Origin of the sequence: Paenibacillus sp. AN1007 (assembly GCF_040702995.1) — a bacterium.
In the GTDB taxonomy this organism is placed as follows: domain Bacteria; phylum Bacillota; class Bacilli; order Paenibacillales; family Paenibacillaceae; genus Paenibacillus.
The window spans coordinates 988,902-1,002,190 of sequence record NZ_CP159992.1 but is presented as its reverse complement, the minus strand read 5'-3'; the positions used below and the strand labels follow the sequence as shown (position 1 = coordinate 1,002,190).

The following is a 13,289-nucleotide window of genomic DNA, read 5'->3' as shown; positions in this document are numbered from 1 at the left end:
AACTTCTCGGAGCTTCTATCCTTCACTTATCACACGCTATTCAAAGATTGCCCGTAACTTCAATACCGTCAGCCGACTCCAGTACCTTCCGAATCCAGGCCGTTAACGATTGCAAAAACAACTGCAGCTCCGGCTCAGCAGGCTGCCCCTGCTCTATCTCGGTCAAGATCCTAAGCCATACCTCTTTCACAATCGGATTGTCCCAGCATGGATCAAATGCCTCCAGTTCTTCTCCACTTCGCGGGTCCGTTAACGGAAAAACGTGATTGATCGCGGGTCGAACATACTTGAAATCCTCATCATAAATAAACAGCATATCCTCCTGCCGTGCCTCATGTGCATCTTCGTTAATGTACAAAGGTGACAAGGTAAACCCGATGTTCCTCTCCGGCCCTTCATATCGGTACGCAAGTACCGGGATTTTGCTTTTGGATGTTCTCGCCACAGCTTCCCCTCCCATCCTCGTGTTCGTCACTTTCACCATTACAATTCAAACCATTCAAATATTTCAGGAAACTGACTGGTTACGCCCTCAAGCTGCTGTCTCCAGACTCGTCCTTCTTCTCCCGCGATATGAAAAAGACAATAGATATATCGTTCACCATCCGCTATTTCTTCCAGACCACTCGCTTCCTCCAGCCATACTTCCAGCGCTCGCGGCCAAGATGCATCGTCACGCTCAAGGATAAAACCTTCGCTGTACTGCTTCAGGCTGTACATACTTCCGTATGTAAGCGAGGCCGCCAGTCGCTGAATCATATCGGGCAGCACCGCGGGCTCTTGTGTTCCGATTACGTATTCCCACCCCATAATGCGCCTCCTCACTCAAAGTCATTTACTTCCTTCGCCTCGCAGCACAGCGTATCCGTACCGCTCCAGTTCGTCCAGGGCTGCTGACACATCACGCTTCGGATTCAATCTTCGAATCAGTTCTGCACTAATCGGTGCTTCGTTATATATTTCCGTCACAGCGGCTAAAGACATCGCCTGTATATCGTAGTATCCTTCAGCCCAATCTATGTACGCTTCAGGGGTCTCCTCAATATAACCGAGCAGAAATGCTGCTCCACCCTCGGCATCCGATTCATCCTCCTCAGCTGCAGCAAGCTCAAGCCAGCGGCCTGTCATCCAATTCAGCTGGTCTTTCTCCTGCCATATACAGAAAGTCACATCATCCCGATCCAGCGCATCTTCATGCTGGTCTAGAATACGCATGAAGCACTCGGGTACCTCGTCGTACATTCCCGGATAGATTTCATCGTCTTCACCGTTATGTGGACTGAGCGGAGATTCATGATCAAATCCTTTGAGTAATGTGCCCTTATTGGTAAACAGTACATGCAGGTGATCTCCTGCTCCGTTATGCACACTTCCCCATGCTGCATCCGACTGGAGAGTGTTGTTGTGATAACGATGTACGCGGAGCCATTCCTCTTCAGACAAAATAATATCAAGTGCCGCAAGTGTCCGCATTAGCCGATGCAAAACAGGGGCATCTATGATTGGTGTGCCTGTCCAATGCTGCATATGCATCTCTCCTAACATCAAGTAAGTATGTAATGCAGTCTATATTCGAATCAGATCGTGCAGCGCGTTCTTCCCTTGATTACCAGGTTGAATGATAACGGATATCCGGTTTGCTTTTCTGCGTACGGTGCAGGCATAATTTCCGGGTACCAGTTGTATAAAGATCCCCTGAGACAGCTCATCCGGCTCCAATTCTCCGCCGCTGACATCATCTGCAGCACCTATATAAACCCTGCCAGAAGGAACTTGCAGATAATACGTGTTTCCCTCTGCTATTTCAGCCTCAGCTTGCCAACCAGCTTCATGCACACTCCACTGCACTTCGTATGTACCGTCCTCACCGAGGTTGAAAAACAAACAATGGCCCGCGTTGCTCTCCCCTAATTCATCCTCCGGGATGGACCACCAGTCCGATGTATCCTCAAGACGATGCTCTAATGACGCCAAATCATAGCAGCACATTGTGGCTGTATCTGTATCCATCTGAAATGTTCCCTGCATACTCATCACCCTCTCTTCCTTCCATTATAACAAGCCTGTACCGCACATAAAATGGAACTCTCGAACCATCGCATCAGCACTCTTCATTTCTGGTTCAAAATTGACGATATAACGATAACGGAATTTTTTGAATTTGATGGAGGAATCTATGCCAATTAATAACAGGAAAGAACCTTTTCGTTATACGCTGAAGGAACCTATGAATTTTGAAATTTACATTCTAAGCATTAATGGCATGGACGGTCCTCCCAAGCCTATTCAGGCCGAGCTGCTTGATATCAGCCGTTCCGGCTGTCAGCTGGCTTTTCCGCTCTCCCTTCCTGTCGAAAATAACGATATACGTATTGCGATCAACCTGAAGCTGTTTGAAGATTTATTATATATCGAGGGCACACTCCGCTGGGGGCTGGAGAAAAATATGTCATGGTACTACGGCGTGCAGCTTGATGTTGAAAAAGAAGATCAGGACCGCCTTTCCCGGGAGATGCGTATGCTCGCAGGACAAGGCAAAATTGTTGTCAAATAAACGAACATTCTTCTGACGGATCATATATATAAAAGCTGAGTTAGAGCCTTCTTCTGTCCAATATACATATGACTTAGGGCTTTCCTCATGCAGCAAAAAAAGAAGCAGCTGTTTCCCTGGATACATTTCAGGAAAACAGCTGCTTTTGTTATACGGATGATATGGAATCAGGCTTTTGCTGTGAACAGCAGTTCCTGTTCCTTCACGGTTGTACGACCAGCAGACTCAATGGATGCATACTGATGCATGTTTGTAATAATGACTGGCGTAATCGTCGTATAGCCGGCTTTTTCAATTTCTTCCCGGTCAAACTCCATCAAGACATCACCTACAGAAACTTTCGCACCTGCTTGAACTTTAGGCGAGAAGAACTGGCCTTTCAGCTTCACGGTATCAATACCGATATGAATCAGCATCTCGGCTCCAGTGTCACTGACCAATCCGATGGCATGTCCGCTCTTCGAGAGGGAGAACACAGTACCGTTGATCGGAGAAACGACACGACCTTCAGACGGTTGAATTGCGTACCCTTTACCCATAATTTCTTCAGAGAATGCAGGGTCCGGAACTTCGCTCAGCGGTCTGACTTCACCCGTGATCGGGCTGAATACCTGCTCATCCTGCGCTTTTGTTTCTTCCGTTACAACTGGAGCTGATTCTTTAACCGGCTCGGTTACAGCTGCAGCTTGTGGAGTATTATTTTCCTGGAATCCCAAGATGTACGTAATTATCGCTGCAGAGGCAATTGCAATGAGACCACCAAGAATACCATATATTAATGTACTGATTGACGGACTGATAAATGCTGCAAGTCCCGGTAAACCTACAAGACCTGTCAATACATATGCTTTAACCTTCACAATACCCATAAAGCCACCGCCAATTGCCCCACCGATGAGTGCAGCAACAAACGGTTTTTTGTATCTCATATTAACACCATACATCGCTGGTTCAGTAATCCCCATAAATGCTGTCAGACCTGTAGAATAAGCCATAGATTTCGTTTGTCCATTTTTGGAACGAAGTCCTACACCAATCGCTCCACCCGCTTGAGCCCAGTTCGCTGCAAGCATCAAAGGAATAATAAAGTCATAACCTAATGTAGTCATGGAACCTACAATGATCGGCAGCAGGGCATAGTGCATACCTGTGATGATTAACAGTGACATCGTTCCACCAATCAGAATACTTGCAAGGATGGACGCATTATCGAACAACCAAGCAATACCGCCAGACATACCATTACCGATAATGGAACCCAGTGGTCCAATCGCAATCAATGTAAGTGGAACCATGATCAGCAAGGTAACCGTTGGTACGACGATGAGTTTTACTGATGAATGGGTAATGCGGTCAACCGCTTTTTCCACGTAAGAAGCAATCCAGATCGCAATAACAATCGGGATAACCGTTGAAGAATAGGTTGCTGCGACGACTTTAATCCCCGCGAACGATGAGTCTCCTTCTGTCAGCAAAGCTGTAATGGTTGGGTGCATAATCCCGGCCGCAAGCGCTGCTCCAATATACATATTGCTTCCCAATTTCTTAGCAGCACTGATGGCAAGGATGATTGGCAGGAAGTAGAAAGCACCATCACCAATCGCAGATAAAATAATATAAGTCGAACTCTTATCGGACAGCCAGTTGAACGCAACAAGGATGGCTATGATCCCTTTGATCATACCTGCGCCGGTAATAGCCGGGAGGATTGGAGTAAATACACCTGAAATGAAGTCGAACAGGGCACTTATCGGATTTCTCTTCTTCTTTTCACCTGCAGAAACTGCAGAAGATCCGGCATTAGCACCTTTCGACATGTTACCCACCAGTGCATTGTAGACCTTCGGTACATCGTTACCGATGATGACCTGGAACTGTCCACCATTCTCCATAACACCCATAACCCCAGGTGTGTTCTTTAATGTTTCTTTATCCGCTTTTTTGTTGTCATTCAAGTTAAATCTGAGTCTTGTCATGCAGTGGGTGACTTGATCAATATTCTCTTCGCCGCCGACTAATTTCAGAATATCTTTGGACAATTGTTGTTTATCCATTATGTTTTGCTCCTTTTGTGTGTATTCAAGGTTAAAAAAAAACCTAAACACTGAATAATGACCAAGCATAAGAGCTTATCATCAATCAACGTTTAGGTTTTGCCTTTTTTGCAGTAACAATCCCAAAACTATTCAATTGGCTGTTCATTTCGAACAACACGTTCAATATGGATGGTGAGATACAGAACTTCTTCCTTGGACAAGACCCGATTATATATTTTACGTGTATAATCGTTAATCTTGACTGCACATGCATGTGCTTCAGGATATTGTTTGCTCACCAGATCATGAAGCGGGTTATCCTCTTCTTTGTCCTCAATGGCCTTGCCCTGCAGTACACGCTGCGCAAAGAATTTCAGATGGGTGAGGAACCTGTAATAGCTCAGTGAATCTTCGTCGAGTTCAATCACAAAGCTGCGCCGAACGATGTTCAGAATATCTTTTACGATATTTGTAATACTGATCGTTTCTCTCATCTCACCGTTCATCTGGGCATTAACCAGATGCATAGCGATGAATGCGCATTCGTCCTCGGGAAGCAGAACACCCAGTGTCTCTTCGATAATCTGCAGTGCCTTGAGTCCGATCGCATATTCCTTGCGGTACATGCGTTTGATCTCCCAAAACAGCGCATTACGAATCTGTAATCCTTGACGATGCCGGTCAATGGCAAAATGAATATGATCGGTTAGTGAAATGTAGATGCTTTCATGAAGCCTCTCACCAAGTACCGTCTCGGCGTAACGGATAATTTCATCCGAACACTCCACATATTCAACCGGAATATCCGACAGAAGCGTCTTCAATTTCTGGGATACTTCCTTGCTTTCGAGCGAAAATATTTTTTCGACGAGACTCTCGTCGACTGATTCACCTGTATGCTTTTTGAAGGCAATTCCACGCCCCATAACGACCAGTTCGTTACCTCCCGGGTCAATTACAGTAACTACGTTGTTGTTCAGTACCTTCTCAATTTTCATTTCTTCACATCACCTTGCACCGTCAAAGTAGTAAAAGGCAAAACCAAAACAGGTCACGAAGTATGCCTGCCTCTGGTTTTGCCTGATTGAACAGTAACAATCCAGTATTCATTAGCCTTGGGCCTATCTTACCATATTAAATTGCATGTGACAATGTTTTTCTGAAAGCGTTTAATGTACGTCAATACGACATATAGGCATTCATATGATAAGGACTTTAGAATCAGGATTTTGCGTTAATATTTGTAAGTGCTGCACCATTTGTACTAATCACTTCTTTGTACCAGTGGAACGACTTTTTCTTGTAACGTTCCAGTGTGCCCGAACCGTCATTATTGCGATCTACATAGATGAACCCGTAACGTTTCTTCATCTCGGCCGTAGAAGCACTCACAAGGTCAATACAGCCCCAGGATGTATAACCCATTACATCTACGCCGTCTTCAAGAGCTTCACCAACTTGAACCAGATGGTCGTTAAGATATTGAATACGGTAGTCATCGTTGACAGTTTTATTGCCGTTTTCATCAGTGATCAATTCATCGACAGCCCCTAAGCCATTTTCGACAATAAACAACGGTTTCTGATATCGGTCCCAGTATTTATTAAGGGTTACACGCAGGCCCTGCGGATCAATCTGCCAGCCCCATTCACTTGCTTTCAAGTATGGGTTAGGTACACCTGCAAACAGGTTTCCTTTACCTTCTTTGCGCTTCTCAGGGTCACCAGTCTCACAGATACTTACATAGTAGCTGAATGAGATGAAGTCTACTGTATGTTTAAGAATCTCCGCGTCTCCATCCTCAAACTTGATGTTGATGTTATTCGCTTTGAAGTAACGATTGATGTATTTCGGATAATAACCGCGAGCGTGCATATCGGCAAAAATATCATTGCGCTGCTCTGCATGCATCGCTGCAACGACATCATCCGGATTCGGCGTAAGCGGATAAGTTGGCATGCTCAGCACCATGCAGCCAATTTTGGCTTCGGGCATGATCTCATGACCCAATTTGACCGCAAGAGCACTTGCGACAAGTTCATGGTGAATCGCTTGATACAGATCCTGCTTGGACAATTCTTCTTTTGGCGTATAAATACCTCCGCTCATGAACGGCTCCTCCAGAATGGAGTTAATTTCATTAAACGTCAGCCAGTACTTCACTTTACCTTTGAAACGGTTAAACAGGACTGTAACATAACGCTCGTAGAATTCAATCATTTTGCGGTTCACCCAGCCATCGTAGGTCTTGGACAGATGCAGCGGCGTCTCGTAGTGAGAGATCGTTACTAGCGGTTCAATCCCGTATCTATGACACTCGTCGAATAGATCATCATAAAACTGGAGCCCTTTCTCGTTCGGCTCAAGCTCATCACCTTTTGGGAAAATGCGTGACCAGGCGATGGATGTACGGAACACTTTGAATCCCATCTCGGCAAACAGCTTAACATCCTCTTTATAACGGTTATAAAAATCAATGCCGATCAGTTTCAGGTTATCTTCTGTAGGTCCTTCCGTTCTAGGTGTTTTAATGCCACCCGGCATCACATCCTGTACAGACAGACCTTTGCCATCGGTATTATATGCTCCTTCAAGCTGGTTAGCCGCTACTGCGCCGCCCCAGAGGAAGTCTTTCGGAAATGGTGTTGTCACATTCATCCATCCTCTCATGATTGATTGGTCTATTTGGCTCCAAGTTCCTGCAGCTGCGCTATCATTCGTTCAAGCTGCTCACCTGTTACAGGCTGTGTCACACCAAATTGATCTTTGCTCATCCCTGTCATCACACCTGCAAGAACACTGTTCTGAACTGCTGTGTACGCCCAGTGTTTGCTGGTGGTATCTTTGAACGCGGGCAAGGTGGAATTCGCCGAAGGCTTCCATTTTTTACTTGCTAAAATATGATCAGTGATAACTGCCATTTGTGCTCGGGTTACTTCCTTCTCCGGCGCAAACATTTGGGCTCCGATTCCGTTCATCAGTCCCGCTTTAGTCACTTTCGCAATGGCTTGAGCGGCCCAATCCGGAGCCTGATCTGCATAAGGGTAATCTCCCGTCACCTCGGGGAGCTGCAGAGCATCAGCGAGAACGACTGCCATTTGTGCCCGAGTTACGGGTTCAGACGGCTTTACAATATGCTCTGACGCACCCTCATCTGTACCCTGCTCTTCCACTGTTCCTTTGTGGAGTTTGAACAGGCTGTCGATTACCTCTTTATTGTTAAAAGCAGGTACCCATGACCAATGTTTCAAGCCTCCGTACAATCGTTGACTATCCATATATGCATCATCGTACAGATCCAAATGAACCTTTTTCGCTCCCATTTCTGTCAATGCCTGATAAGCGAGCGAGCTTGTACGACTATCTGTCGTTGGGTCGCTTTTGGCATGCATAATCCAGATCGGTACGTCTACAATACCTTTGAGTTCCTTCTTAAACGCATCAACGGAACCTGTATAATCCGCAACGGTATCTTTGGCTGCAGCGATGATCGCTCCAGCAAACAAATCTGGATACTGAATCATAAAGCGGAAAGCACCGCCACCGCCGCTGGATACACCCGCCAGATAGATCCGGTCAGGGTCTACATTCCCATCTGCGACGAGCTTCTGAATCAACTCATACTGGGCCGTGAAATAATCCTGCATGATAGGCAGCTGTTCTGCGTTATTATAGATTTTGAAGCTGTAATTCTCAGGGTACTGTACCGCAAGTACAGATGTATCATACCCCGATTCGGTCCAGACTACCGCTCCGCGATTCGCGGTCAGGTGATTACGTCCGTCTGTTCCAACCTCACCGCCACCGTGAAGCCATACCACAAGCGGCTTAGCTTCGTTGGAAGGACTGTGCTTCAGATTATAGGACAGTTTCACGCCATTGCTCGCAGTGAATTGTGCTTTTTCAAACTCGTCCACAGTACGTGTTTTCACTTGGTCTACGCTTTTTTTATCAAAAGAAAGCTCCGGGTACGTTTTGCTCGTTACAGCAAACTCAGATTTCATTCCTCCCGGATATTTGAAAGGCTTCACAGCCATGTGAATGGTATCGTCCTTCATGGTCAATGTGATGCCGTCGTCTTCATAATTGTTTTGTACAATCTCTTCAGCAGCATTCAAGGGATAACCGTCGTAGTTGCCTGTAACATCGAAATCGGAAGCCTTGAGATTCTTGTACTTTTCTACGTCTGCAACGGTGATGTCGAACGATTCAACCATCTCTCCCGGATCCCCAACAAACGTGTTTGCCTGAATGTGTTTCACTTGTGCACGCTCAGCACCTGTTGTTCCAGGCCATATTACACTCAAACTAAGCGTTAGTGCTAACATACAGGATACATTTTTTATGCCTTTACTCCATCTTTTCAAACAGAACCCCTCCCAGGTCATTTCATGTGTGCTGATTCCTAAATAAAAGCGGGCAAACGCCGACTAAAAGCAAGGTATGATGCACATAGCTCATATCACTCTTTTCAAGTCAGGTTTTGCCCGCTTATATCCGGTAACAATCCTAAACGTTTTTCAGTTCGTTCAAGACAATCGAATTACAAATGCTCACCATTGCTGGCAATCACATTTTTGTACCATTCAAATGAATCTTTTTTGGAGCGTGCCAGCGTACCGTTACCTTCATCATCAAGATCCACATAGATGAAGCCGTAACGTTTGGACATCTCGGACGTGGACATGCTTACAAGGTCAATCGGGCCCCATGCGGTAAATCCGATCAGTTCGACACCATCCTTGATCGCTTCCTTCATCTGCTCGATGTGCTTTTTAAGATAATCCACACGATAAGAGTCATGGATCGAACCATCCTCTTCGACTTTGTCATACGCACCCAGACCATTCTCTACGATAAAGAGCGGCTTCTGATAACGATCCCAGAAGTTATTCAACGTTACGCGCAGACCGATCGGGTCGATCTCCCAGCCCCAGTCGGATGCTTCGAGATAAGGGTTTTTCACGCCGCCCGTGAGGTTGCCCGATGTCTCAGCCGCATCGGCGGAAGCCGATTTGGTTACGGACATGTAGTAACTGAACGAGATGAAATCTACCGTGTTGTTCAGCAGCATTTCGTCATCGCCTGCTTCTTTTTGAATCACGATATTATTCTCTTCGAAATAACGCGCCATGTAGTTCGGGTATTTACCGCGAGCATGCATGTCTGTAAAGAAGAGGTTAAGCTGGTTCTCATGCTGAGCCAGACGGACATCAACCGGATTACAAGTGGCCGGATATGTTTCCATACGTGCAAGCATACAGCCCACTTGGGAGCCAGGAATAATCTCATGTGCAAGCTTCGTCACCATAGCACTTGCTACAAATTGATGGTGCAGTGCTTGATACGTTGTTTGCAGCTTATTGTCCACTTTATCAATCAGAATACCGCCACCAGTGTACGGGCTGAACACCATCACGTTAATCTCGTTGAACGTCAGCCAGTATTTTACTTTGTTTTTATAACGGTTGAATACTGTCTCTGCATAACGCACATAGTGTCCAATCACTTCACGGCTGGCCCAGCCATTATATTTTTGCGTCAAACCAAGCGGAGTCTCATAGTGAGACAGCGTAACGAGCGGTTCGATGCCATATTTATGCAGTTCATCAAATACTTCATCGTAGAATTTCAGACCTGCTTCATTCGGCTCCTGATCGTAACCGTTCGGGAAAATACGTGCCCAGTGGATAGACAAACGGAACACTTTGAAGCCCATTTCAGCGAACAATGCAATATCTTCTCTAAAACGATGGTAGAAATCAATACCAAAACGTTTCGGGAAGCGTTCTTCAATTTGGCCAGAAAGAATCTCTTCGATTCGGGAAGAGGAAATTTCCATGGCATGTCCGCCTGTACGCTTTTCTTTTGGCACATGAGCGATCATATCCGCTGTGGAAAGACCTTTACCGTCCTTATCAAATGCGCCTTCCAGTTGGTTTGCAGCAGTAGCGCCGCCCCACAAGAAGTTTTCAGGGAATCCTTTTTTTGCCGTGGTCATCATAACAACCTCTTTTCGAAATGGTTTTTGGTTTTTCAAATACGCAAGAGCGGCTCCAAAACAGAGCAGAAAACAAGAAAAACCTAAACTCAGGGTAAAATGGCACCGAAAAAAGGAGCCTACATTTCACCATCAGTTTAGGTTTTGCCTGTCTTCACAGTTACAATCCATCAAAAGATGTTATAACATATTCTGTTGTTTTGCTCTTGTGTTGTAAGCGTAACACATTTATTTTGTAAAATCAAATTCACCAAAACCATTCGATCCAAGCCACTTGACCTCACCTGACCAAAACAGCTGATTTTTAATGGATAACATCTTATTTCTAACCTCATTTCTAACGCGGCATTCGCATGATTGCTGCCCGAAGTGCATTGGCTCCCTGCTCCGTTTCCAGATAACTTGCAGGACTTTTGTCACCTAAAGCTGGAATCTTTTTGTTTATCCACTTTAACGCAGAGTCTTTCATTTCACACAAGAGTACCCGGCTTATATCGTCTGGAATTCCTTTTAATTGTGCTTCTTCTTTCCAGTCATTCGGCAATTGAGCATACCATTCATCAAACAGTTCAACGAAGGAATCCCAATGCTCCTGCTTAAATTCAGATAAATATGTATCTTGCATACTCATGTAATATTCCTCCTCATTCATTAGATGTATAACCCCTAGGTCCTAGCTCATAGAATTCATCCTTAAGCCGCTTGCAGCGTCTGTTGTAACTAGTAGACTTAATTTTAAATGATTTGCAGGGGGAAGAACAGCCAAGGAGGAATCAAGCAATGACTCAAGAAGAGAATACATCCGGCTGGGATGCCATAGATCATGCGATGCAGCAGTTGTATGGAGAACAGGAACCTAAACATTACGGTACAGCCATTCCGTATATGCTCGGCGGCCCGGACCCGCTGGACGGCATCAGCGCTTACGCTGTCGATACGCCTATGCCTCACTGGCACTTTGTTACGTACGGTTTCTCGGAATTGTATGACAAAGAATCTGATGATCCATCCAGAAGCGGATACGGTTTCGAGCTTACCTTTCGCCTGACCCGCTGTGAAGATGAATCGGAACCGCCGGCATGGGCGCTGAATTTGTTACAAAACATGGGCCGATATGTCTTTAACAGCGGTAATCTGTTTCAACCCGGAGATTATCTGGATGCGAACGGTCCTATTTGCCTGGACTCGGATACGCTGCTCACTGCGCTGGCTTTTCTAGAAGACCCGGATCTGCATGAACTAAACAGCCCTAATGGCTCCGTTCAGTTTATTCAGATGATCGGCATAACCTGTCGGGAACTGGAGATGATCCAGAGCTGGAATACTCGCGGTTTTCTAGCCGCCTGTGAGAGCTATATGCCCAAGTATGTAACCGATCTAATGAGAAATTCCTATGCTGATATCCCTTCGGTTATTCAGGCCACGGAGCGCGGCATTGAAACCGACGGTTCAAGCACTGCCTTTTTATTCATACAACAACTGAGCTGGGAGTCCCCGCGCAAAAAGCTGCTGCAGAAAAACATCCCTGCTAAGCTGCAGTTTGGTGCGAAACAGACAGCACTTCTGGGCAGCATTCTCCGCAGCCGAATCGCCAAGAAAAGAAGTTTATCCCTGATTGGACCGGATGTCCGTATCATCATTGAACCCGGGAATCAGCCGTCTCTGACGGAAACAGAGCAGGAGGTCAAGCTGATCGTGAATCAGCAGGCAGTTGACGAAATTACAGGACAGCTTCGTCCGCAGGCCGGTTCTTTTGTAGTTCCTTCTCTGGACAAGCTTGTTATTGAAGTTGTACCCACACAAATTACAGATCAAGAAGGCAATGTGATCAAAACGATCGGTTGATCACTGAAGGAAAGCAAGGAGGAAGGACATGTCTGCCCATACATCGGCCTCACGGCCTTATCACTATCGTGCTGGAGTTCATTCGGCAGCGCCAGCGAACTTTCATTATTTAACGCAAACCGGAACCGATCGGCTGTGTAAAATCAATCATTTTCTGATTCAGGCATTCCGCCGCAGCATTTCGGATATTAAAGAGCATTTGACAGGAACCTTTCTATTCCTCCTGACAGACGTTAACGGCGTACTGCTGTCTCTGGACTACAGCCTTAACCTTGAATCCGAGGTGAAGCAATCCCCTATTCAGCCGGGACTCAGCTTCGCCGCCAAGAGCTGTGGCGTCAATGCCATCTCCCGAACGATGGAGGCCAACGAGCCTGTATTTCTGCTGCCGGAGCAGCATGAAAGCCCGTTTTTCCAAAGCTGGCACTGTTATGCCGTTCCTCTGTATATGGGGTCTCAGCACTTCGGCTATCTTGATGTATCTACGATTAATGGTGATATGCAGCATGAATTAAAGGCTATTGCCAAGCTGATCCCCGCATATATGCAGAACAGTTACCAGAGTCAGCAAGCGGCAAAACCAGAGGAACAGCAGCACATCGAATTCACAAACCGGCAGTTAACCATTCTGGAGATGATATCCCGAGGCTGGACGGTGAAGGCGATCGCACTGCAGTTAAAGATCAAGGAATGTACCGTCAATCATCATAAAAAAGTCATTTTCAACAAATTAGGTGTTCAGTCCAGCACAGAAGCTGTTTCAATGGCCAGCCGTTTGTCTTATTTATAGAAGACCCCTATAGTATCCTATAGGTGGAAAAAGAGAACACACGTGCTACAATTGTTGTACGCA

Annotated in this window: 13 protein-coding genes; 3 read left to right on the top strand and 10 right to left on the bottom strand. The window is 45.9% G+C overall.

Annotation, left to right across the window (positions count from 1 at the left end):
* Window positions 1-40: 40 nt before the first annotated feature.
* From ABXS70_RS04515 to ABXS70_RS04500, 4 genes are read right to left on the bottom strand one after another with little or no spacing between them, the layout of a single operon-like run.
* The gene (locus ABXS70_RS04515; protein ID WP_342552272.1) at window positions 41-445 is read right to left on the bottom strand and encodes a hypothetical protein; all 405 of its coding nucleotides are present in this window, start codon (window positions 443-445) and stop codon (window positions 41-43) included.
* A 38-nt stretch (window positions 446-483) separates the two neighbouring features.
* Entirely contained in the window at window positions 484-810 is a 327-nt protein-coding gene (locus ABXS70_RS04510) for a hypothetical protein (RefSeq protein WP_342552273.1), read from the bottom strand.
* Between the two features lie 21 nt (window positions 811-831).
* The gene (locus ABXS70_RS04505) at window positions 832-1,527 is read right to left on the bottom strand and encodes a hypothetical protein (protein ID WP_342552274.1); all 696 of its coding nucleotides are present in this window, start codon (window positions 1,525-1,527) and stop codon (window positions 832-834) included.
* Window positions 1,528-1,566: 39 nt separating this feature from the next.
* Complete coding sequence (locus tag ABXS70_RS04500) at window positions 1,567-2,034, bottom strand: DUF6386 family protein (RefSeq protein ID WP_342552275.1); 468 nt, start codon at window positions 2,032-2,034, stop codon at window positions 1,567-1,569.
* Between the two features lie 142 nt (window positions 2,035-2,176).
* Between ABXS70_RS04500 and ABXS70_RS04495 the strand changes: the two genes are divergently transcribed.
* Window positions 2,177-2,554, top strand: a complete 378-nt coding sequence (locus ABXS70_RS04495; RefSeq protein ID WP_366294157.1) for a PilZ domain-containing protein — start codon at window positions 2,177-2,179, stop codon at window positions 2,552-2,554.
* Between the two features lie 167 nt (window positions 2,555-2,721).
* Here ABXS70_RS04495 and ABXS70_RS04490 read toward each other — a convergent pair whose 3' ends face one another.
* The 6 genes from ABXS70_RS04490 to ABXS70_RS04465 all read right to left on the bottom strand — a co-directional run bounded on the left by ABXS70_RS04490 (window position 2,722) and on the right by ABXS70_RS04465 (window position 11,222).
* The gene (locus ABXS70_RS04490) at window positions 2,722-4,608 is read right to left on the bottom strand and encodes a beta-glucoside-specific PTS transporter subunit IIABC (RefSeq protein WP_366294154.1); all 1,887 of its coding nucleotides are present in this window, start codon (window positions 4,606-4,608) and stop codon (window positions 2,722-2,724) included.
* Between the two features lie 128 nt (window positions 4,609-4,736).
* Complete coding sequence (gene licT / locus ABXS70_RS04485) at window positions 4,737-5,588, bottom strand: BglG family transcription antiterminator LicT (protein ID WP_342552278.1); 852 nt, start codon at window positions 5,586-5,588, stop codon at window positions 4,737-4,739.
* Between the two features lie 223 nt (window positions 5,589-5,811).
* Window positions 5,812-7,248, bottom strand: a complete 1,437-nt coding sequence (locus ABXS70_RS04480; protein WP_366294150.1) for a glycoside hydrolase family 1 protein — start codon at window positions 7,246-7,248, stop codon at window positions 5,812-5,814.
* Between the two features lie 23 nt (window positions 7,249-7,271).
* On the bottom strand, window positions 7,272-8,957 hold the full coding sequence (locus ABXS70_RS04475) for an S-layer homology domain-containing protein (protein WP_342552280.1): 1,686 nt from the start codon (window positions 8,955-8,957) through the stop codon (window positions 7,272-7,274).
* A gap of 176 nt (window positions 8,958-9,133) precedes the next feature.
* Window positions 9,134-10,591, bottom strand: a complete 1,458-nt coding sequence (locus ABXS70_RS04470) for a glycoside hydrolase family 1 protein (protein WP_342556415.1) — start codon at window positions 10,589-10,591, stop codon at window positions 9,134-9,136.
* 337 nt (window positions 10,592-10,928) lie between these two features.
* The gene (locus ABXS70_RS04465) at window positions 10,929-11,222 is read right to left on the bottom strand and encodes an MbcA/ParS/Xre antitoxin family protein (RefSeq protein WP_342552281.1); all 294 of its coding nucleotides are present in this window, start codon (window positions 11,220-11,222) and stop codon (window positions 10,929-10,931) included.
* 149 nt (window positions 11,223-11,371) lie between these two features.
* Here ABXS70_RS04465 and ABXS70_RS04460 point away from each other — a divergent pair, with 149 nt between their 5' ends.
* Both ABXS70_RS04460 and ABXS70_RS04455 read left to right on the top strand, forming a co-directional pair.
* Window positions 11,372-12,436 carry a suppressor of fused domain protein gene (locus ABXS70_RS04460; RefSeq protein ID WP_342552282.1) on the top strand — a complete coding sequence of 355 codons (1,065 nt, stop codon included), beginning with the start codon at window positions 11,372-11,374 and terminating at the stop codon, window positions 12,434-12,436.
* 28 nt (window positions 12,437-12,464) lie between these two features.
* Window positions 12,465-13,226 carry a LuxR C-terminal-related transcriptional regulator gene (locus ABXS70_RS04455; RefSeq protein WP_366294146.1) on the top strand — a complete coding sequence of 254 codons (762 nt, stop codon included), beginning with the start codon at window positions 12,465-12,467 and terminating at the stop codon, window positions 13,224-13,226.
* The last annotated feature ends 63 nt before the right edge of the window (window positions 13,227-13,289 follow it).

Bases quoted from the DNA above. Each gene is read 5' to 3' on its own strand.
- ABXS70_RS04510 (WP_342552273.1), bottom strand. From the start codon at position 810: ATGGGGTGGGAATACGTAATCGGAACACAAGAGCCCGCGGTGCTGCCC.
- ABXS70_RS04505 (WP_342552274.1), bottom strand. From the start codon at position 1,527: ATGCAGCATTGGACAGGCACACCAATCATAGATGCCCCTGTTTTGCAT.
- ABXS70_RS04500 (WP_342552275.1), bottom strand. From the start codon at position 2,034: ATGAGTATGCAGGGAACATTTCAGATGGATACAGATACAGCCACAATG.
- ABXS70_RS04495 (WP_366294157.1), top strand. From the start codon at position 2,177: ATGCCAATTAATAACAGGAAAGAACCTTTTCGTTATACGCTGAAGGAA.
- ABXS70_RS04490 (WP_366294154.1), bottom strand. From the start codon at position 4,608: ATGGATAAACAACAATTGTCCAAAGATATTCTGAAATTAGTCGGCGGC.
- licT (WP_342552278.1), bottom strand. From the start codon at position 5,588: ATGAAAATTGAGAAGGTACTGAACAACAACGTAGTTACTGTAATTGAC.
- ABXS70_RS04480 (WP_366294150.1), bottom strand. From the start codon at position 7,248: ATGAATGTGACAACACCATTTCCGAAAGACTTCCTCTGGGGCGGCGCA.
- ABXS70_RS04470 (WP_342556415.1), bottom strand. From the start codon at position 10,591: ATGACCACGGCAAAAAAAGGATTCCCTGAAAACTTCTTGTGGGGCGGC.
- ABXS70_RS04465 (WP_342552281.1), bottom strand. From the start codon at position 11,222: ATGAGTATGCAAGATACATATTTATCTGAATTTAAGCAGGAGCATTGG.
- ABXS70_RS04460 (WP_342552282.1), top strand. From the start codon at position 11,372: ATGACTCAAGAAGAGAATACATCCGGCTGGGATGCCATAGATCATGCG.
- ABXS70_RS04455 (WP_366294146.1), top strand. From the start codon at position 12,465: ATGTCTGCCCATACATCGGCCTCACGGCCTTATCACTATCGTGCTGGA.